Source organism: Saliterribacillus persicus (assembly GCF_003337485.1).
Taxonomy (GTDB): Bacteria; Bacillota; Bacilli; order Bacillales; family Amphibacillaceae; genus Saliterribacillus; species Saliterribacillus persicus.
The window spans coordinates 256932-277410 of record NZ_QPJJ01000004.1; the positions used below are offsets into that span (position 1 = coordinate 256932).

The following is a 20479-nucleotide window of genomic DNA, read 5'->3' on the forward strand; positions in this document are numbered from 1 at the left end:
ATGGTATTTATTCAAAAATCATACGAAAAGGGGAACCATAAAGCTAAAATGAATAAATACAATTTTGTTGAAAGAAACATCAGTGAACAATTAAATTTTGCCGATGAACTAAATATAAATAATACTTCTATAGCATTGGGTTTTTGGAGTGTATTAAAAGGTGCTCCATGTCTTTTGGAACGAAGCCTCATAAAAGGAGTTATTTCATGCTAAATAGGCGAATTATTGTGTTTGTCTTTCTTTTCTTTGCTTTCTTGTTCACTGATCTGATATTTGGTGACGGTATACAGTTATTAAATGCTTTGGCATCTGCTGTTATATTTATAATTGCCGCTGAATTAGTAATGTATATTTTTAATGGTTCCAAAAGGCAAAAAGATAGCTATTATGAAGAATAAATTCTTAATTCATTCGTTTCCGAATAGCAATTGTAAACTTTTGGAACAAGAATCACTCAGAGGCATAAAAAAGAATGAAAAAGACGATTGAAAATGATCGTGCATTAAAGTTTAATCCAGAACCTTTTAAGGAGATTGTTTTCTTCGTCAATAAAATCCGTATCCCTTATACCACCATTATTTAATATAACTTTTATGGATGGGTTATTAGACGAATTACACACAAGAAGAACTTTTTTCAACCCCAGTTCTCTTGCTTTTTCAAAGGCTAATAAAAGCATTGTAGTAGCATACCCTTTTCTTCTTTTTGAAGGTCGAATGCCATATCCAATATGCCCACCCTGATTAAAAAGTTTATGTGATAAGCGATGACGAAGATTTATTACACCAATCACTTCATTATTATCCACTAACCAGTATGTCGAGTTTTCTGGCACCCAATCCACTTGTGGTTCTATGCCTTTTTCACAATTTGATAAGTAGTTCATCATAGAATGAAAGTTCTCTGGATTCTTTTTTATTACGAACGGGACCATTTCCTCCCCGGATTTTACCCACTCTTCATAAAAATCAAAGTATTGCTCTTTTAATTCTATGGTAGGTTGTGATAAAAACATAGCTGACAAATCACTCCTTGCCTTTTATTTACGAGGACCCGTTTTCAATATCTGTTTAAGCTATAAAAGATTAACGGAGGACGTCCCTGCTTATTATTTATATACTAACTTAAACCTTTCACACACAACTGGTATATTATTATGGAACTCCTTATTAACCTCTTTTAGTTCTCTTTTGAAAAAATCTTCGTGGACGTCACGCCAATATTTTAATGATCGGTCCCCCTCCCCCTCTAAATAAGCATGTTCTTCACTAACTTCATTAAAAGGTATAATTTCAACAGAGGTCGTCTCTACAATTGCTACTGCTTTTCCATCACCATCAAGGATAATATTGTGAAGACCAACATACGGCAATGGGTCATCTTCTTGATAGGAAGAATAATTGGCTGCCGTTGCAGTTTTTATCCCCGCAAGCACTAATTCCGCAAGTTCATCTGCCATTTCCTTCGAATCACCAAACGCCCATGCATCGTAACTTTTAGAAGAATGATGATTAATCTTTTGAAAATCCTCCCACATTTGTATGATAGAATCTTTACTCATTTATACCAACCTACTTTCTATCGATATTTTTAATTGATTGGTGCTTTAATTATCGTTGTTGTTAATTTCGCGACAATTTCTGTTGGTGTCGTAATTATTTTCGCCAAAACGTAGAGCAATTAGCTTTATCCTTAATATTAAATTCAATCATTTTTTCAAGTAATGCGTAATCAATAGGACTCTTCCAAGGCATTCTAATTATTTCCTTTGTATAATCATATCCAGCTTTCACAATCTCATCTTCTACATGCGTAATGGTCACACTTTCAGGGGCAACAGCTAAATGCTTTTTAGACACACTAAAGCCAATAATAAACGTACCATGATCCGTAAACATTGGTTGATTCCATTTTATTTCTATTTCTAACTTCGGATATTTATTATGTATCCAATCAAATACTTCTTCTACTCTTTCTCGATGTGAAAGGTTATCAATACCTTCTAAAAACTTTGATAAATCGCTCATATGAAACCTCCTCCAATAATTATAATTATTAAGCTGAAATTTTCCGAGTGATCAAAACCACACTATAATTCTCCTTACAAGCTATCACTATGGATCAAGTTAATCTGGATAAAAAAAGTATTTATCCTAAGTGAAAAAAGAATTACTTTAATACTTCCATCCCTTTATTTAGATTGGAGTTTGAAACACAAATAAATTATTACGGTTATATTAAGTATTGCAGGCACGATAAAAAAATACAAGATAGATATAACTCCAATTATTGTTGCGAAAATTAACAAAATAAGTGATTGTTTTTTATTTCTGTTACCTTAAATGGATTAATAATTGTTATTGTCAAACTCTATTATACCTTATGGTTTATCGCGCACATAAAAAAGCCGCTACCTTATCCTCTGATAAAGTAGCGACTTTATTTGTTATTATATGAGTAACAAAATGTTTTTAGTTGCGAATTAGATAATCGAATGCACCAAGAGCAGCTGTCGCTCCGGATCCCATTGAGATAATAATTTGGTTATAGGCACTATCAATACAGTCTCCTGCAGCAAATAAACCAGGGACAGAGGTAGCACCACTCTTATCCACGATGATTTCGCCCATTCGATTGCGATCAAGTGTCCCATCTAACCATTCGGTATTTGGCACAAGTCCGATTTGGACAAATACTCCTTCTAATTCAACATTATGTTCTTCGCCTGTTTCACGATCCGTATAAATAACCCCTGTAACACCATCTGTTCCCGTTATTTCTTTTGTGGCAACATTTTTAAGAACCGTTACATTTGGTAAGCTATTTAGACGATTTTGAAGGACTTGGTCAGCTTTAAGTTCTGGTAAAAACTCAAGAACGGTAACATGCTTGGTGATTCCTGCAAGATCAATTGCAGCCTCGATACCGGAGTTACCGCCTCCAATAACTGCAACATTTTTACCTTCATATAATGGTCCATCACAGTGAGGACAATATGCTACACCTTTGTTTTTAAGTTCTTGTTCACCAGGAACATTAACATTTCGCCAACGAGCACCAGTAGAAATAATGACTGTTTTACTCTTTAGAACAGCACCATTTTCTAGTTCAAGTTCAAACATATCTTTCTTTTCTAAACGCTTCGCACGCTGTAAGTCCATTACGTCAATCTTATAATCTTTTACATGCTCTTCAAGAGCCTGTGCAAGTTTAGGTCCTTCTGTAGCTTTTACACTAACAAAGTTTTCAATGCTCAATGTATCAAGAACCTGACCACCAAAACGTTCCGCCACAATTCCTGTGCGGATACCTTTACGCGCTGCATAAATGGCTGCACTTGCACCAGCTGGTCCACCACCAACGACAAGAACATCATAAGGGTCTTTATCTGTGAAATCTTCAGCACTTGGACCCTCACCCAATTTAGCAAGGATTTCTTGGATAGAAATACGTCCACCATTCCAAAACTCACCATTTAGGTAAACAGCTGGAACAGCTCGGACATTTCTATTTTCTGCCTCTTCTTTATTTACAGCACCATCAATCATCACATGTGTAATATTAGGGTTTAACACACTTAAGATGTTCAGTGCTTGCACTACATCAGGACAGTTATGACAGCTTAAGCTGACAAACGTCTCAAAGTGATATTCCCCACTGATATTCTTCGCTTGATCTATAACACTTTGATCAACCTTTGGAGCTCTTCCGCTTACTTGTAAAAGTGCTAATACTAGTGATGTGAATTCATGACCTAAAGGAATACCAGCAAAAACTATTCCTGTATCTTCTCCAACTCGATTTACACTAAAGCTAGGAGTACGTTCTAATTTAGTTTCCTCAACTGAAATTTTTGATGACATAGAGGCAATTTCATTAACAAGGTCTAAAATGTCTTCTGACACCTTGTCAGACCCTGCACTAACCTTTAGAACAATATCATTTTCTAATAGTTCTAAGTATTGGTTTAGCTGTGCTTTTATATCTTTTTCAAGCATTCCCGTTTCCACTCCTTAGATTTTACCTACAAGATCAATATTTGGCTTAAGTGTTTCGCTTCCTTCTTTCCATTTAGCTGGACAAACTTCTCCAGGGTTGTTATACACGTATTGCGCTGCTTTAATCTTGTCGATAAGTCCACTTGCGTCACGACCGATACCCTCTGCATGAACTTCCGCAACTTGGATAACGCCATTTGGATCAATAATAAATGTTCCGCGATCAGCTAGCCCTTCTTCCTCACGTAACACTTCAAAGTTAGTAGGTAGAGTTAAAGAAGGATCACCAATCATTGTATACGTTACTTTTCCAATTGCTTCTGACGATTCGTGCCAAGCTTTGTGAGTGAAGTGAGTATCTGTTGAGCAAGAATATACTTCAGCTCCTAGTTCTTTTAAATTAGCATATTCATTTTCAAGATCCTCAAGCTCTGTTGGGCAAACGAATGTAAAGTCTGCTGGATAAAAACAAAGAACTGTCCATTGACCTTGAAAATTTTCTTCTGTCACCTCTATAAAATCTCCATTATTATAAGCCTGTGCTGTGAAAGGTTTCACTTTTGTACCGATTACTGACATAATTTTATTCCTCCTAAATTATATTTTACTATTATTATTTTCATTGAAAAACATTCGCAGAAAATAATAATTATAATTATATACATGTGTTATTATGCTAAAGTAATAATTTTTTGTCAAGAAAAGCAATCTATTCTTAAACGAAATGGATTCTACAATAAGCATATAATAATTTTAATTCATATATATTATCTTCAAAAGGGTTGAAAATAATGCATGCATTTTATCATTTGGAGCCTATTTATGAAAATGATGGTTTAAAAAGTTATGAAAATTGCTTATCTACGGAGATATAAAATTAATCTTTTATTTTCACTAAATCTCCTTCATCTTTGGAAAAATTATTCTTCACCCTTTTTTAAAAAATAGGATGCGCAATTAGTATTTTTCCCCAAAACATTCTATTTAAACTTGAAAAATCCCTCAAAAAAAGAAAGAGAGGATTAAGATTATAGTAATATGTAGAAGTGTGAATTCAAGCGAAACAAAAAGGGAAGAAGGAGAAATTATTCTTTTCCCTTCTTCCCTACTATCTAAAAGGATTATATTAAAGTGGTTTTTTAGTCTACAAATGTTTTTTAATAGCAGTAGAAGAGACGTATGTTCTTTTGCTTTAATTACACAAATATCATAATTGATCTGTATTGAAATAGACAGAATACTAACAGACTTAGAATTTATCACGAGCGGTCTAAAACTTAAAAGCAAGTGGTTAGTATTGGAAAAAAGGCATTCTATATTGTTTAGCCAGTTAATATTTCTTCCTGTGGGTATTTAATTTTCTTATCTTTAGAACTTGCCAATGAAAAGGCTAATGTTAAAGGTCCTAATTTCCCAATAAACATGATGAGAGTAATGATTATTTTACCTATTATAGACAGTTCTGCTGTTAAACCCATAGAAAGCCCAACGGTTCCAAATGCAGAGATTACCTCAAACAAAACATTTAAAAAAGGCGCTTTTTCAGTAATGCTTAATATGAAGATAGCGGTAAAAATAAAGAACATTCCCATAGATGCGATAGCTAATGAACGTAATATATATGTTTGACTAATGGTTCTCTCTGCAATTGTTATTTCTCTTTTACCTTTTAAAAAAGTAAGAACCGCTAATACAATAATGATAAATGTAGTTAGCTTTATACCACCGCCTGTGGATCCACTGCCAGCACCAATAAACATTAATATAAGCATAAAAAAGAGGGTAGGCTCTTCTAAACTACCAATATCTAATGTGTTAAAACCTGCTGTTCTCGGAGTCACAGCTTGAAAATAGGAAGCCCACAACTTATCGGACAAGGTTGACAGACTTCCTAACGTGTTATAATTATTGTATTCTAAAACAAAAATTATAAACATAGCTGTAATATTTATTGCAAATGTTGCTACAATCATTAATTTTGAATGAAGAGATAATTTCCTGAATTTTTTCTTATGCCATAAATCTGAAAGAACAGTAAAACCAATTCCTCCTATAATAAAAAGTCCTGAAATAATAATGTTGGTTATAGGATCTCCTACGTACCCCATTAGACTATCTGACCACAAAGAAAAACCTGCATTATTAAATGCGGAAATAGCATGAAAGAAGCTGTAATATAAGCCTTTTATCCAACCTAGATCAGGTATCCATTTTATCGATAAAAATAACATTGCAATTAATTCTACTGTAAGTGAAAAGAAGAATAAATTTCTTACTAACTTAATTATCCCACCAATTGAAGTTTGATTTAAGGCCTGTTTGATTACTAGCCTTTCTTTGATTCCTATTCTTCTACCCAACATAATATAAATCATTACTGCAAAAGACATAATTCCCAAACCACCAAGTTGGATCAATATCGCAATAACCACTTCTCCAAATACAGTAAATGCTACCGGTGTGTCTACAACTATTAACCCTGTTACAGTCATAGCCGAAGTAGCTGTAAAAAAAGAATCTACCCAAGTGATAGAGTTTGTTGTGGCTATAGGAAGTCTTAATAAAATGGTTCCTGAAATAATGCAAAGAGTAAAGATTAAAATAAGTAATTGAGAAGGGTTTAGATTGACATATTGTTTTTTCATCAGTCTCCTCCACGCTTTTCAAAACGTTCGATATCCTTATTTCGACCAATGATAATTAGGACATCGTTCTTATTAATAATTTGGTGAGCTGGGGGTGAGACAATGGTTTCCTCATTTCTTTGAATAGCAATTATATTACAGCCATACTTATCGCGAATATCTAGGTCTGTTAAAGTTTTATTATGAAGTTTGTCAAAAGCCAGAATTTCTACAATACTATGGTTTTTCGAGAGCTCAATAAAATCAACCATATTGTCATTGGTGACATGTTGTGCGATACGTTTTGCCATTTCTCTCTCTGGATGCATGACTCGATCTACACCTATCTTAGTAAGGACTTTATGATGATAAGAATTTTGAGCTTTAGCCCAAACTTTAGGCACGCCAATTTCTTTTAAAAGTAAAGAGGTCAATATACTAGCTTCTATATTTTCACCAAATGAAACAAACGCATGATCAACATTTTTTACTCCTATTTCTTTTAATGAATTTTCGTCAATGCCATTAGCTTGAACAGCATGTGTTGCAAGCTTACTATACTCACTAACTTTCGTAGGATCAATATCTACGGCGAGAACTTCCACATTCATATCTGAAAAGGATTCTACTAAACTTCCACCAAATTGCCCCAAACCAAAAATTGCATAGTGTTTCTTCATATCTATCCTTCTTCCATTAAAATTTAGCACAAAAAAAACCATCCCAAAAAGAATGGTCAATGTTAACATCAACCCTTCTCTCTTATGATGCTGACGAGGTTAGCTGTCGGATTAGGAACTAAGAGTATCCCTTCTTAACCTAACTGGTTAAGATTCACCCCAAGATAAATAATGTTTATCGAAAGTGGTTCCCCCGCTCATTTATATGATTAAGCTTAAAAGGTTTTATGAAATTGATAAAATAAACAATACTCTTTCTTATAATGATAGTCAATAAAAATTTTGTAAATTTTTTATTATATTACTAAGCTTGTTATTTACATATTTTTGAGTAAAACTATAGGGTTATTTATTAACACTTTTTTAATCTGCTTTATTCCTTTTTATCACAATTATAAATTTTTGATGGTTGAACTCATATAGAATTTCAATATACATAAGGACTCTTTGGGCTTCTGTCTGAAATTTTAATATATCAATAGTTTTGCATTAAAACCCTCTTAGGATTTTATACGGTTTTCTTAGAGATTTTCTCTCAATCATCCTTCTTTCTGCTATTTATTAAAAGTATCAATTCATTAAGAAAAACTTTATTTTCACATAACAAGTGAGTGTAGCTTTAAAATACTTGAGACCTCTATATACTACGATAAATTAAAAAATTTCATTCTGAAAAAGATTAATCATTTTCTACTTGGATTGCTCCCATATCGCACATGATTGAGAAAGTTATACTAAAATTCTCCATTATCAAATACTTAGAGATGGTGAAGAAACTTAACTCTAATGAACCAATCTTTCTTTATTTAAAGCTTCAAAAACATTTTTTCGCATAAAGCTCTTTTAATAATCAGAATAGATATTGACATATAAATAATTTCATACTAAAATCAAACTAGACAGTACAGTTTGTTTTAAGGGGTTATAAATTATATGAAGAAGCTATCTTCTAGAGCATTAAAGAAAAAAGAACAAATCCAATTAGCTGCAAAGCGATTGTTTTTGGAAAAGGGATTTTCTAATACTAGTATGGATGCCATAACAAAGGAGGCTGGGGTATCAAAACAAACGGTTTATGTTTATTATGAAAGTAAAGAAGACCTACTTTATGATGTATTCCAAAATTTAATTGGCCAGATTGATATGGAAAGTAAATTTCAGCTAACAAAAAAAATCGAAATAAACAATATTGACGACTTAACAAGATTATTAGAAATGGTTGCTGAAAAGATTAGCCAAAATTTAGTGCAGCCTGAATACTTGGGCATGGCAAGGATAATATTATCAGAAATATCTTATTTCCCACAGCTTGGCGAATTATTTAAGGAGGCCGTACCTACGCAGGTTATAGGCACAATCAGAGGCATTCTATCGTATGCAAATAAAAAAGATGTGATCAACATCAAAGAAGCTGATACGGATGTGATTGCGCGAATGTTAATCGGTCCATTGCTAACCTATATTCTTTTAGATGGGTTATTGGTACCAAAAGACCAAGTGACTGTGCCTAGTCGTGAAAAGATAGCATCCATCATTCACTATTTTATTAAATCAATCCAATAAGAAATCTATTTTCTTTCAAACCCTTTATATAGAAGGGTTTATCATTTATCTATAATCAAACCAAACTGTACAGTTTTATAAAAAGGAGTGTTTATTATGATTAGCAAACCAACGCAAGAAGAGTTTGTCGTTGAAATCAATAAGGCAGACTTAATCTTTAATAAAAATAATAAAAAAGAATTTAAAGCACTAGAAGCATTAGATATGAAAATAAAGAGCGGACAAATTTTTTGTCTGTTAGGACCTAATGGATCAGGAAAAACAACGACAATAAACCTTATTAATGGATTGTTAGAGCCAACCAGCGGAGACATAACAGTCTTAGGAATGAACCCTAGTAAATCAAGAAAAACCGTCCTTCAAAAGATTTCCTTAGTACCACAGGAAACTGCTTTATATAATGATTTGACTGCTAGAGAGAACTTGTTATTTCATGCACGATACTACGGTGTTAATCGAAAATTTATTTCTAAAAGGATAGATAACGTATTAGGCATTGTCCAACTAGAAAATAGACAAAATGATAGAGTAGGAACTTTTTCTGGAGGGATGCAAAGGAGATTGGCATTAGCACGAGCATTATTAACAGAACCAGAAATACTATTACTAGATGAACCAACATTGGGCGTTGATGTGCAATCGAGAAACGCCATTTGGGAACAGATCCGTACACTTGCATCCGTTGGAAAAACCGTTATTTTAACAACCAATTACATGGAAGAAGCGGAAGAACTGGGTGAGCAAGTATTAATTATCGATAAAGGGAAGCCCGTGGCCTCAGGCTCTCCAAATGAATTAAAGAGACATATTGGTCAAAAACAGATGATCATTCACTTTAATGAAACAAAATATGCCAAACAGGTCTATGACGAGATAGCTGAAGATTACGAGGTAACATGCACCCGTAACCAACTTAATGTGAATACAAATGCTTTAAATGTTCAATTCCAGCTTTTAGAGCAATTAAGTAAGTATGAGGAATATATGAATCACATTGAATACAGTGAGCCAAACCTGCAAGATGTTTTCCTTCATTTTACAGGTAAGGCATTAAGAGATTAAAGAAAGGAGTGAACACATATGTTTAGTGCTATTTTAGCAATCGTACGTAAGGATCTACTGTTAGTTATTCGGAAACCAATGTTTTCTATTATCAGTCTATTAGTTCCTTTAATATTTATTATTTTTTATGCGTTAGTGATTCATACTTCATCCACTAATCCTATTGTAATTGCAAATCATTCAGAAGGACCTTACACGGACCGCTTTGTTGATATTTTACAAGAAATAAAATCAGTAGAGGGCTCTTATTTAGAAATCATTACATTAGATTCTGAATTAGCTTATGAAAAATACAACAGCGGACAAGTGGATGCCTTATTAGAAATTCCTGAATCGTTTGAAGAAAACCTTAGTTCAGGAAAACAAACAGCGTTAAAGTTAAATGTATTTAATATTAATTCAGATGGGACGAAGAACTTTCAATTACGAATTGACCATGCTCTTTATGAGTTTCATAAGAACTTAGATGAAAACTCGTTTATTACCATTGATGAAGAGATGACTTTTAGTAAGGATACTCCAATGAAAAGCTATGTCAGCACAGGTTTGCTTATTTTCTCAGTATTACTAACCTCCATGATAAGCACAGGGACATTAATGGCGAGAGAATGGGAAGAGCGAACGGCTAAATCAATCGTATTAACTCCTAAAGGATTTTTACCTTTGATTATTGGAAAATGGATGACAGCATTCCTAGTTACTGCTTTAAGTACCGTATTAATTCTTCCGTTGCTTTATATACTTCTAGGCTATCCTATTGGCCAAATAAGTACTTTAGTTTGGTTTTACTTATTCCTTTTCTTTTTGTACGGAAGTGCTGCTGGTGTATTACTTGGTGTCTTGTTTAAAAAGACATTGCCTATCGTACCTATCAGTGTCGTAATAGCAATGAGTGAATTTTTAGTAAGTAGTCTAGAATCTTACATTAGAGGTTTTGCTTATGGTGGAATGACAGAGTGGGTGTGGCGATTAGGTAGTTGGTGGCCAAGTTCAGAAATAATTGATACCATCCGCTTTACCGTTGAAGGCTTCGAGCAAATAGCAATAAATTGGGAAGCGTTCTTCTATATGGCATTGTGGATAGCACTTCTTTTAAGCCTTGCATTAATTAAATTGAACAAACAACTTTCCTTTACACAGGGACAATAAGTTAGGGAGGAATATATATGAAAAAGTGGCAAGCAATAATAGCTATTCACAACCGCAATATGAAAATTTTAATGAGACAAAAACAAATGTTAATCCAACCCATTATTGTTCCGCTTGTATTACTATTTTTAATGGTGGTTATATTTGGTGGTGGAGGCGACGATTGGCCAGTCGCAATCGTTGATGACTCAAATAGTGTAGAATCACAAGAACTTATGGAAGCATTTAAAAGTAGTGCATCCAATATCACTCCTTATTTTGATTTGATTGAAATGAACCCTGAGGAAGCTGAAAAGAAAGTTTCTGAAGGAAGATTACACCTTTTCATTAAAATACCTGATGATTTTGTAGAAAGTAAAAGTATAGAAATGAAAACCTATAATATAAACAGTGATGCTATGAAGAACGTTCGTTTAAGAGTTGAACATACCTTAAACAATTATATGGAGCAACAGGGTGAATTACAGGTAACATCCCAGCAAGTAACAGCTCAACCTAATGATGTTTGGCGTGCAGCATTTTATGGAGGCAGTAGTGTTTTGTTAACTCTATTTTTAGGTTCCATGATCATTGCAGCTAATTTGCATGCTTTTGAATATGAAAATCGAACCGCAAAAGAAATTATATTGACACCAACTGGTTCAATAATGGCAGGGTTTGGTATTATCATAACATCGGTTCTTGTGAGTTTGATCCTTTCATTGATTCCATTAACCTTGTCGATATTGTTCTTACATTTTGAATTTCACCTTTATAATATAGTGCTTGTATATCTGTCCATTATTCCTATATTAATTGGTTGCGCAGGAATCGGCCTTTTATTAGGAGCATATTTTAAACAGTATCGTGTATTGCAACCATTGGTTATTTTAATCGGTATTGGAACGTATATTATTGGCGGTGGTTTTGCGGGCGTAAATATGCTGATGCCATTAGCACGAGAAATAGCTGATATATGGGTGTTCTCCGTTATTTTTGAATGGTTTAATCCTGTTCTGCACAACTTTGCAAGTAGCTTTTCTTTCAGTCAATATACCTTTATTTTTCTAGCTGGTATACTAGGTTTTCTTTTCACCTTTATTGCATATTGGTTTGGAACTAGAAAATCAATTTTTGGTGGACAGTAAACCAGCGGCTGTTGAACTGCCCACTCTTATGTAGAAATTGGAGAAATATAAACTTAAACGAAGCGGCTTCAGCTCTATATTCTATAGGGCTGTGGTCGTTTTTATCGACGAGACTTGTAACGGTCCGAACCAAAAAGCACACTTACTCTAAAAGTCCGCCTTTTAACAAAATTTATAGCTGTTGATTTTGAAAAATGCGATGCATTACCTCTTTAGATATGGTAATATAAGGTAGGTTTTTTCAATAACAAAGGGGAAGTGACATAATGAATAAAAAAGTTTGGGCTTTATTTGTGTTTTCATTTATTATTCTTTCAGGATGTAACCTTTTAAGTAATACAGATCCTGATTTTTCGAGGGAAAAATATGATAAATGGTATGAAGAAGAACAGTATAAATTAGTTTTAGAAGATGTGAATCAACAATTGGAAAAATACCCCGAAGATCCAATACTGCATAATGAGAAAGGGCATGTTCTTAATTTTATGGAACAATATGAAGAAGCTTTACTTTCCCTAGACAAAGCAATTGAACTAGAGAGCCAAATGGATAGTGCTTACAATAACAAGGCTTTATCATTAAATGCACTAGGTGAATACGAACAAGCGATTGTTGCTGCACAAAAAGCGATCGATATTAGTGATAAAGAACCAGAGCAATTTATCAACATGGGAAATGCCCATTTGTCACTTGAAAGATATGAAAATGCATTAGAGTATTATAATAAAGCTTTAGCGATTGATGAAAGCACACCGTATGCGCTATATGGAAAAGGGGTTTCGCATTACTACTTATACGAAGATGAAAAAGGGCTCCCTTATTTAGAACAATACATAAAAGCATATCCCGAAGATATCGACGGATTATGGTATGTTGTCTACATCCATGATGCATTAGAGCAATATAGTGATACGATTCCTTATTTAAATAAAATTATTGAGCTTGATTCAGAACAATCATTAAATGCTTTAGATTACAAAGGCTTGATGCTCACCCGCTTAGGTAATTTTAAAGAAGCTGAAGAAATCTATAACACTGTTCTAGAGCAATTTCCAAATGAAGCCATAGGGTATTATGGAAAAGGTGTGGCACTTGTGCAACAAGGAGATATTGATCACGGATTGGAAGGATTAGCTAGATCGATAGAATTAGATGAGACATTAAAGGATACAGCATATAATGATCCATTATTATCCTCCATTTATGATAATGAGACATTTATTGAGTTAACAGAGTATTAATATTAAAATGGACTTTTTTGAGGATGAAAGGGGAGGGTTCTTTTAACCCACACCGTGCGGAGCAAAAGAACCGTCCCTCCTCTTACAAATGTTTTTTAATTTGTGCTAGAACTGCTGAGGCTAATTTGTTTGTATCTTTAAAGCTTCTTGAATCGATGGGATCGGAGTAATGGACAGAAACTTTTGCTGGTGTATTCCGGCCATTTTTATTTATCAATTTGTAGGAATCTTTAAAGGTGACTGGAATAACTTTAACCCCTGCTTTAATCGCAATTCGTAAACTACCCGATTTAAAATTTCCGATTTCAGGACCCTTACTTCTAGTGCCTTCCGGGAAAATTGCTAAAGAATTACCTGATTTTAAACTCTCTATTGCCTGATTAATAGCCTTTAAAGAACTACGAACGTTTTCCCTGTTTATAAAAACGCATCCCCGTTCTTTCATCCAATAACCCAATAGTGGAATTTTCTCCATTTCTTTTTTAGCAACAAAAGCCATTGTTTGAGGGGCTGTTGAATATAAAATTGGAATATCCATATTTCCTTGATGGTTGCCAACATATAATACAGGTTCATTTAAAGGGATATTTTCTGTGCCAGTTATTTTAAGATCAGCACCTGAAATTTTAATTAAATTGTTTGTGCATTTCTGAATAATCTTATTCATTAATTCTATTTTTTCTTTGTTCTTACCCGCCTTATTTAACTTATTGATAGTAAATGATTTATTTGCTTTAGTTAAAATATAACCCCACATGTATCCTTGAAAAAGCAGAGTACGCATATTCATTCCTCTTTTCACTCATATTTAATCTATCGTAATTATAAAAGACATGACAAAATTAGATAAGTTACAAGTGTCACTATATGATGTGAAAAATGTCACATAATGAGAGGGATATAGATTTCCTTTTTCTACCTCTTAATTAATATTGTTTCCTAAAAATAACCGATTATGATCTTTCACATTTTTTAAAAATATCTCCAGCGGTTATTGTGTTTTTCCCTAACAAAAAAAGACTGAAAGAAAAAAGAAACTCTTTTCTCTTCCAGCCTTCTATTTCCAACATTTCAATGTGTCTCTGTTTAAATTTGTTTGAATTTCAATTTGTTTTTCTGAAATATCTTTTCTCTATCACTTTTCTTTCTCCCATTTTAGGGAAAAATATAAATACTTAAGGAAAGAATTAATTAGGGCTGACATCTTCCTCAACAAATGACATTGAAAATAAATAGAAATCCATTTTAAATGCGTAAAAGCCCTCTTCGAAACCAAAGAGGACTTTTGCTATTTATTAATAGAATCTTTTATAACTAGAAAAATGTTTCTTCCAATAAGAATTATTTAAACTGACTATCTCGACCCCTTTAGAGCCAGCATGAATAAATTGATTATCTCCCAGATATATTCCCATATGGGAAATTCCAGACTTATAGGTACCTTCAAAAAATACTAGATCCCCAACTTTAGGATTGTTCACATAATAAGAGCGGTCATAATAACCTTGACTGGAATGACGTACCATTTCTTTGTCTGCTTGCTTATACACATGATATATGTATCCACTGCAATCAAATCCACTTGGTGTTGAGCCACCCCATGCATAGCTGGCCCCTTCCAAACTAGTTGCTTTTTCGATTAGTTTAGATACATTATAGTCCACACCAGTCGGTTTTTCTTTTTCAAGAGTCTCATTACTGGAAGAAGTTGTTTTTTTGGATGCTCCAATGTTTATTTTTTGACCGATATAAATTCTATCGGAGCTTAACGTATTCCATTTCTTTAGATTTGATACCGTTACACCGTAATTAGCACCAATTTGGGAAAGTGTGTCTCCGGACTTCACTGTATATATTGTTGAAGAAGAAGTGCTCTTTTTCTTATCAGATGAATTTGATGGAGATGAGCTGTTACTACTACTGGAACTATTATTAGAATTTTGTTTCTGAACAACCAAAACATTTCCTGGATAGATCAACGTAGTATTTAAGTTATTCCACTTCATCAAATTATTCAGAGAAATGTTATGTTTTGAAGCAATACCACTTAATGTGTCGCCACTCTTTACTTTATATTTACTTACACTACTAGTCGTTTCATTTTTGTTATTATTGCTTTTATTTGTATTACTACCGCTACTATTACTATTTGAAGAAGTAGCTGTTGTTTTTAAAACCTGATTAGGAAAAATAATATCTGAACGAAGTTTATTCACATCAATTAGCGACTGAACACTTGTGTTATATTTCTGAGCTATGTTCCATAATGAGTCCCCACTTTGAACTTTATGAGACGCAGCATTAGTTTCCTCAGCCCCAACGACAGCTGATGCGATTGCAGCACCTAGAGTAACGGACATGATTACTTTTTTATTCGCCATTCACTATTCCCCCTTGTTAATCTTTGTTATTAAAGTCTTTATATGAATTTAAAACACAACTAATATAATGTTATGTAATCTAAACTAGAGAGAGCTTTATAGTATTGTAGCGTTATTTTCCAGATTATTATTCCAAACCCACAATTAACCACATTATATCTCTTTTCTGCGGAAAATGATATATTATAGCGAAACTTTTTGGAAAAATTTTACGTATTTAAAAAGATTTACTAGACTAATATACTTATCACATTATCTTTAGTGCACATTGTTGTCCCTTAAATTAATGTTTTTCCCTAAAACACCCGATTTTGCTCTTCCACATTTGTCGAAAAATATCTCCAGCGGTTATTATGGTTTTCCCTAACAGAAAAAAAGACTGAAAGAAAAAAGAAACTCTTTAATCTTCCAGCCTTCTATTATAAATGTTGTTATATCAATGGTTTTTCTACTAAAATCCATTAGGGTTTCAAGTCGTTTTCCATCTAAATCTTCTCTACTCCACAGTAACACTTTTAGCAAGATTACGTGGCTTATCTACATCACAATCGCGGTGTAGCGCTGCATAATATGCTAGTAATTGCATTGGAATAACACTTACTAGTGGTGTTAATAGTTCGTGAACATGTGGTAATACAAAGGAATCTGTATCTTGATCTAATCCTTTTAGGCTTATAACACATGCTTTTGCACCACGAGCTTCTACTTCTTGTACGTTTCCACGAATAGAATAGTTTACATTCTCTTGGGTGGAAATCGCAATGACTGGTGTACCATCTTCAATAAGTGCAATTGTTCCGTGTTTTAGCTCTCCACCAGCAAATCCCTCAGCTTGGATATAAGAGATCTCTTTTAATTTCAAAGATGCTTCCTGCACGACGAAATAGTCCATGCCACGGCCGATATAGAATGCATTAGGTGTGGTTGCAAACATATCTTTTGCGATCGCTTCAAATTCTTCTTTTTGATCCGTTAAGGACTCCATCGCACTTGCAACGATACCGAGTTCTTGTAATGGATCAAAGTCTAATGCGATCCCTTTTGCTTTCGCTGTATCTACTGCTAGGATAGCAAGCACTGCAATTTGTGCAGTATAAGCTTTTGTAGATGCTACAGCAATTTCAGGACCTGCATGAAGGTGTAACGTATGATCCGCTTCACGAGAAAGGGTTGAACCTGGTACGTTGGTTACTGTTAAGGCAGTGTGCCCAAGCTCTTTAATTTTCACTAACACAGATCTGCTATCTGCAGTCTCTCCGCTTTGAGAAATGAAAATAAATAATGGTTTTTCAGAAAGTAATGGCATATTATAAGAGAACTCACTTGCAATATGCACTTCTACAGGAATATTTGCTAGCTTTTCAAGGAACTGTTTCCCAACTAAGCCGGCATGGTAACTGGTTCCTGCAGCTATAATATAGATACGATCTACTTTCTTCATTGCCTTACGAATATCTGCATCTAACTTAATTGCATCATTTTCGTCTTGATATTCTTGAATAATTTTACGAATAACGAATGGTTGTTCATCAATCTCTTTTAACATGAAGTGTGGGTATGTTCCTTTTTCCGTATCTGCAGCATCAATCTCAGCCACAAACGGAGCACGAACAACTTCTTCTCCATCGAATTTTTGAATTTCTACATGTGTTTTTCGTACAAGGACAATTTCTTTATCCTCAATTTCAAGATAGCGATCTGTTTCTCTTAACGTCGCCATTGCGTCACTTGCTACTAGGTTAAAGCCGTCACCTAAACCTACTAGAAGTGGGCTTTTATTTTTTGAAACATAAATAACATCAGGGTTTTCCTGGTCAATTAAAGCAATCGCATAAGAACCTTTTAACGCAAGCATAGCTTTACGGAAAGCTTCTAAAACGTCTTGAGTTTCTTCAAAGAATACTTCGATTAATTGCACAATAATTTCAGTGTCCGTTTCACTTTTTAGTGCAACACCGTTTAAATACTGATCACGAACCTCATAAAAGTTTTCGATGACACCATTATGAACTAAGGTAAAGCGAGCATTGTTACTTTGATGTGGGTGCGCATTTTCCACACTAGGTTCACCATGAGTTGCCCAGCGCGTATGTCCAATCCCAATCTCCCCAGTAACAGCTGGGTCTACCTTATCACGAAGTGCAGCGATACGTCCTTTTACTTTATATACATGCATGCCATCTGTATTTAACGTTGCGATTCCTGCTGAATCATAACCGCGATACTCTAATTTTTCTAAACCTTTTAATAATACTTCCGTTGAATCCTTTTGTCCGATATATCCTACTATTCCACACATTGTGTTGTTTCCTCCTTAGAATGTAAGGGGCAAACAAACTCCGATAGCTATTTTTCTATGGGGCGTTTATTTGCCCCTTTCTCGTTTATCATTTTTACATCTTACCTTTAATCTTGTGCAAAGAGTCGCCTCTTTGTTTTGAGTAAAGGCTCTACAGCTGAGATGTTTCAGCTGGGAGGTATCCGCCGATCAAACTCGATACTCCTCCTCCTCGTCAGCTATTGTTTTGTCGGTTCAATAGCCCAGGCGCTTTTTGTTACTTTAAATTCTCTTGCTAAGCTCCTTTCCATTTTTGAGTAAGTTATCAAAAAATAATAACTTCCCTTATTTTACTTTAGAATCCGCAGGCAAGCAATCCTAAAATAAAAATTTTCCTTACATGATATACATATTCGTTTTAATTTGTTCCTTTTTCGCCGTTTTTTTATAAAAAATAAGAAAGATGTTTATTCTTTCAATAGTTGTAGAAAAATAAAAAGCGTAAAAGGGAATGGAGAATTCACAACCCTTACGCTTTTCATTTGAATTTTTAAGTTATTTTCTATTCTTAGGCAATTGATTTACATACTTCTGCACAATTAAAGCATGCATCCGCACATTTTTGACAATGGTCATGATCATGCTTGCGGCATTCTTCTCCGCATGCTTCACAAATCGTAGCACAAACCCCTGCTAATTCTTTCGCAAATGGTGTATTTCGAACCAATGCCTGTTCTAAGTATGCACAAATATCTGCACATTCTCTATCTAACCTAATACAAGGTGCCATCATTTTTACGTCATCTTCTTGTAAACATGCATCATAACAATGATTACACGCCTCCATACATTCATGAAGTGCCTCTATTGCTTTTTGATACTTTTGGTGTGCCATTTAAAAAATGCCTCCTTTAAAGTTTTAAAAAGCTTTCATGTTTGTTTTACCCATTTATCTTTATATTAAACAAAAATCACAAAAAAATAGAAGCAGCATCAAAAATCAATGCTACTCCTCAAAAATTTTATTCAAGTCCCAGTACATTTTCAATTACTTGGACAACTTCATCTACATATTTATTACATTCCTCTAACGTTGGTGCTTCTACCATTACACGAACCAGTGGCTCTGTTCCGGATGGTCGAACTAACACACGACCTTCTGTACCCATTTCTTTTTCCACTTTATCAATGGACTCTTGAATCACTGGGTTAACCATTGCTTCATTTTTGTTGGTTACACGAACATTTTTCAAGACTTGTGGGAACTTTTCCATTTCACTTGCTAATTCGGATAATGGTCGGCCAGTTTCTTTCATAACGTTAACCAGTTGTAGCGCTGAAAGCATGCCATCACCAGTAGTATTATAGTCTAGAAAAATGATGTGACCTGATTGTTCACCACCAAGGTTATACCCACCCCTACGCATCTCTTCCATAACGTAACGGTCTCCGACAGCTGTTTTATTACTTTTCATTCCATGAGCTTCTAATGCTTTGTAAAAGCCGATATTACTCATTACGGTAGAAACAACCTCAGACTTGCGAAGCATTCCTTTCTCATTTAGATATTTAGCGATGATGAACATAATTTGATCACCATCCACTATATTTCCATTTTCATCTACAGCAATAAGTCGGTCTCCATCTCCGTCAAACGCTAAGCCAAGATCCGCTTCTTTTTCAACGACAAGGGCTTGTAATTTCTCAGGGTGTGTGGAACCCACACCATCATTTATATTCAATCCGTTTGGTGAAGATCCAATCGTTGAAATATCCGCTTCTAAGTCCGCAAACAAATGAGATGCCAGTGCAGAAGTAGAACCATGCGCACTATCTAACGCCACGTGAATACCATCAAATTCATTATCAACAGATTGTTTTAGGAATTGCAGATACTTTTGTCCACCTTCAAAATAATCTGTAATTTGTCCGATGTTTTCTCCAATTGGACGCGGTAGGTCGTCTTCCTCTGAGTCAATTAATGCTTCTATTTCTGCTTCTTGTGCATCCGATAGTTTAAAACCATCTGAACCAAAAAATTTAATGCCATTATCTTCTACTGGATTATGAGAGGCAGAAATCATAACCCCTGCTTGAGCACTCATTGCTTTTGATAAATAAGCAACGCCTGGTGTAGAGATAACGCCTAAGCGCATTACTTCTGCACCAATTGAGAGTAATCCTGCTGCAAGCGCACCTTCTAACATGTTACCAGATATCCGTGTATCTCTACCTACTAATATTTTTGGACGCTCTGCTTCTTTTGTTAGCACATAGCCACCAAAACGACCTAATTTAAAAGCAAACTCTGGTGTTAAATCTTTATTCGCTATTCCTCGGACACCGTCTGTGCCAAAGTATTTACCCATGCAACAA

General features: G+C 34.4%; 19 protein-coding genes and 1 riboswitch. Of the genes, 7 read left to right on the forward strand and 12 right to left on the reverse strand.

Going from position 1 to position 20479, the window contains the following annotated elements; all coding sequences use genetic code 11:
• A complete protein-coding gene (locus DFR57_RS06605; RefSeq protein WP_114352347.1) occupies nucleotides 1-213 on the forward strand; it encodes a hypothetical protein in 213 nt (70 codons plus the stop codon).
• Nucleotides 207-398: a hypothetical protein gene (locus tag DFR57_RS06610; RefSeq protein ID WP_114352348.1), complete on the forward strand. Its 192-nt coding sequence runs from the start codon at nucleotides 207-209 to the stop codon at nucleotides 396-398. Before DFR57_RS06605 ends, DFR57_RS06610 begins: the two co-directional genes overlap by 7 nt.
• Nucleotides 399-502: 104 nt before the next feature.
• On the opposite strand, the gene DFR57_RS06615 is transcribed toward DFR57_RS06610, so the two are convergent.
• The 7 genes from DFR57_RS06615 to DFR57_RS06645 all read right to left on the reverse strand — a co-directional run bounded on the left by DFR57_RS06615 (nucleotide 503) and on the right by DFR57_RS06645 (nucleotide 7302).
• Nucleotides 503-1015, reverse strand: coding sequence for a GNAT family N-acetyltransferase (locus DFR57_RS06615; RefSeq protein ID WP_114352349.1), 513 nt, complete (start codon nucleotides 1013-1015; stop codon nucleotides 503-505).
• Between the two features lie 93 nt (nucleotides 1016-1108).
• Entirely contained in the window at nucleotides 1109-1561 is a 453-nt protein-coding gene (locus tag DFR57_RS06620) for an ASCH domain-containing protein (protein WP_114352350.1), read from the reverse strand.
• A 94-nt stretch (nucleotides 1562-1655) separates the two neighbouring features.
• The gene (locus DFR57_RS06625; protein WP_114352351.1) at nucleotides 1656-2027 is read right to left on the reverse strand and encodes an iron chaperone; all 372 of its coding nucleotides are present in this window, start codon (nucleotides 2025-2027) and stop codon (nucleotides 1656-1658) included.
• 444 nt (nucleotides 2028-2471) lie between these two features.
• A complete protein-coding gene (gene ahpF / locus DFR57_RS06630) occupies nucleotides 2472-3998 on the reverse strand; it encodes an alkyl hydroperoxide reductase subunit F (RefSeq protein ID WP_114352352.1) in 1527 nt (508 codons plus the stop codon).
• Nucleotides 3999-4013: 15 nt separating this feature from the next.
• Complete coding sequence (gene ahpC / locus DFR57_RS06635) at nucleotides 4014-4577, reverse strand: alkyl hydroperoxide reductase subunit C (protein ID WP_114352353.1); 564 nt, start codon at nucleotides 4575-4577, stop codon at nucleotides 4014-4016.
• 743 nt (nucleotides 4578-5320) lie between these two features.
• Nucleotides 5321-6643, reverse strand: a complete 1323-nt coding sequence (locus DFR57_RS06640) for a TrkH family potassium uptake protein (RefSeq protein WP_114352354.1) — start codon at nucleotides 6641-6643, stop codon at nucleotides 5321-5323.
• Nucleotides 6643-7302 (reverse strand): potassium channel family protein, encoded by a 660-nt coding sequence (locus DFR57_RS06645; RefSeq protein WP_114352386.1) that lies wholly within the window; start codon nucleotides 7300-7302, stop codon nucleotides 6643-6645. The genes DFR57_RS06640 and DFR57_RS06645 overlap by 1 nt, the downstream gene beginning before the upstream one ends.
• 72 nt (nucleotides 7303-7374) lie before the next feature.
• Nucleotides 7375-7528, reverse strand: a riboswitch (cyclic di-AMP (ydaO/yuaA leader).
• A gap of 707 nt (nucleotides 7529-8235) precedes the next feature.
• Here DFR57_RS06645 and DFR57_RS06650 point away from each other — a divergent pair.
• The 5 genes from DFR57_RS06650 to DFR57_RS06670 all read left to right on the forward strand — a co-directional run bounded on the left by DFR57_RS06650 (nucleotide 8236) and on the right by DFR57_RS06670 (nucleotide 13444).
• Nucleotides 8236-8865 (forward strand): TetR/AcrR family transcriptional regulator, encoded by a 630-nt coding sequence (locus tag DFR57_RS06650; RefSeq protein ID WP_114352355.1) that lies wholly within the window; start codon nucleotides 8236-8238, stop codon nucleotides 8863-8865.
• 96 nt (nucleotides 8866-8961) lie between these two features.
• Entirely contained in the window at nucleotides 8962-9927 is a 966-nt protein-coding gene (locus DFR57_RS06655; protein ID WP_114352356.1) for an ABC transporter ATP-binding protein, read from the forward strand.
• 18 nt (nucleotides 9928-9945) lie between these two features.
• A complete protein-coding gene (locus DFR57_RS06660; protein WP_114352357.1) occupies nucleotides 9946-11076 on the forward strand; it encodes an ABC transporter permease in 1131 nt (376 codons plus the stop codon).
• 17 nt (nucleotides 11077-11093) lie between these two features.
• A complete protein-coding gene (locus tag DFR57_RS06665) occupies nucleotides 11094-12203 on the forward strand; it encodes an ABC transporter permease (RefSeq protein ID WP_114352358.1) in 1110 nt (369 codons plus the stop codon).
• A gap of 266 nt (nucleotides 12204-12469) precedes the next feature.
• Nucleotides 12470-13444, forward strand: coding sequence for a tetratricopeptide repeat protein (locus DFR57_RS06670; RefSeq protein ID WP_114352359.1), 975 nt, complete (start codon nucleotides 12470-12472; stop codon nucleotides 13442-13444).
• Between the two features lie 82 nt (nucleotides 13445-13526).
• On the opposite strand, the gene DFR57_RS06675 is transcribed toward DFR57_RS06670, so the two are convergent.
• The 5 genes from DFR57_RS06675 to glmM form a co-directional block, all read right to left on the reverse strand.
• Entirely contained in the window at nucleotides 13527-14234 is a 708-nt protein-coding gene (locus DFR57_RS06675) for a lysophospholipid acyltransferase family protein (protein WP_114352360.1), read from the reverse strand.
• A gap of 505 nt (nucleotides 14235-14739) precedes the next feature.
• On the reverse strand, nucleotides 14740-15825 hold the full coding sequence (locus tag DFR57_RS06680; protein ID WP_114352361.1) for a C40 family peptidase: 1086 nt from the start codon (nucleotides 15823-15825) through the stop codon (nucleotides 14740-14742).
• Between the two features lie 496 nt (nucleotides 15826-16321).
• The gene (gene glmS, locus DFR57_RS06685; protein ID WP_114352362.1) at nucleotides 16322-18124 is read right to left on the reverse strand and encodes a glutamine--fructose-6-phosphate transaminase (isomerizing); all 1803 of its coding nucleotides are present in this window, start codon (nucleotides 18122-18124) and stop codon (nucleotides 16322-16324) included.
• Between the two features lie 547 nt (nucleotides 18125-18671).
• On the reverse strand, nucleotides 18672-18998 hold the full coding sequence (locus DFR57_RS06690) for a four-helix bundle copper-binding protein (protein WP_114352363.1): 327 nt from the start codon (nucleotides 18996-18998) through the stop codon (nucleotides 18672-18674).
• Between the two features lie 127 nt (nucleotides 18999-19125).
• Nucleotides 19126-20472, reverse strand: coding sequence for a phosphoglucosamine mutase (gene glmM, locus DFR57_RS06695; protein WP_114352364.1), 1347 nt, complete (start codon nucleotides 20470-20472; stop codon nucleotides 19126-19128).
• Between the last annotated feature and the right edge of the window lie 7 nt (nucleotides 20473-20479).

Coding starts and splice junctions, on each gene's coding strand:
- DFR57_RS06605 (WP_114352347.1), top strand. CDS start 1: ATGGTATTTATTCAAAAATCATACGAAAAGGGGAACCATAAAGCTAAA.
- DFR57_RS06610 (WP_114352348.1), top strand. CDS start 207: ATGCTAAATAGGCGAATTATTGTGTTTGTCTTTCTTTTCTTTGCTTTC.
- DFR57_RS06615 (WP_114352349.1), bottom strand. CDS start 1,015: ATGTTTTTATCACAACCTACCATAGAATTAAAAGAGCAATACTTTGAT.
- DFR57_RS06620 (WP_114352350.1), bottom strand. CDS start 1,561: ATGAGTAAAGATTCTATCATACAAATGTGGGAGGATTTTCAAAAGATT.
- DFR57_RS06625 (WP_114352351.1), bottom strand. CDS start 2,027: ATGAGCGATTTATCAAAGTTTTTAGAAGGTATTGATAACCTTTCACAT.
- ahpF (WP_114352352.1), bottom strand. CDS start 3,998: ATGCTTGAAAAAGATATAAAAGCACAGCTAAACCAATACTTAGAACTA.
- ahpC (WP_114352353.1), bottom strand. CDS start 4,577: ATGTCAGTAATCGGTACAAAAGTGAAACCTTTCACAGCACAGGCTTAT.
- DFR57_RS06640 (WP_114352354.1), bottom strand. CDS start 6,643: ATGAAAAAACAATATGTCAATCTAAACCCTTCTCAATTACTTATTTTA.
- DFR57_RS06645 (WP_114352386.1), bottom strand. CDS start 7,302: ATGAAGAAACACTATGCAATTTTTGGTTTGGGGCAATTTGGTGGAAGT.
- DFR57_RS06650 (WP_114352355.1), top strand. CDS start 8,236: ATGAAGAAGCTATCTTCTAGAGCATTAAAGAAAAAAGAACAAATCCAA.
- DFR57_RS06655 (WP_114352356.1), top strand. CDS start 8,962: ATGATTAGCAAACCAACGCAAGAAGAGTTTGTCGTTGAAATCAATAAG.
- DFR57_RS06660 (WP_114352357.1), top strand. CDS start 9,946: ATGTTTAGTGCTATTTTAGCAATCGTACGTAAGGATCTACTGTTAGTT.
- DFR57_RS06665 (WP_114352358.1), top strand. CDS start 11,094: ATGAAAAAGTGGCAAGCAATAATAGCTATTCACAACCGCAATATGAAA.
- DFR57_RS06670 (WP_114352359.1), top strand. CDS start 12,470: ATGAATAAAAAAGTTTGGGCTTTATTTGTGTTTTCATTTATTATTCTT.
- DFR57_RS06675 (WP_114352360.1), bottom strand. CDS start 14,234: ATGAATATGCGTACTCTGCTTTTTCAAGGATACATGTGGGGTTATATT.
- DFR57_RS06680 (WP_114352361.1), bottom strand. CDS start 15,825: ATGGCGAATAAAAAAGTAATCATGTCCGTTACTCTAGGTGCTGCAATC.
- glmS (WP_114352362.1), bottom strand. CDS start 18,124: ATGTGTGGAATAGTAGGATATATCGGACAAAAGGATTCAACGGAAGTA.
- DFR57_RS06690 (WP_114352363.1), bottom strand. CDS start 18,998: ATGGCACACCAAAAGTATCAAAAAGCAATAGAGGCACTTCATGAATGT.
- glmM (WP_114352364.1), bottom strand. CDS start 20,472: ATGGGTAAATACTTTGGCACAGACGGTGTCCGAGGAATAGCGAATAAA.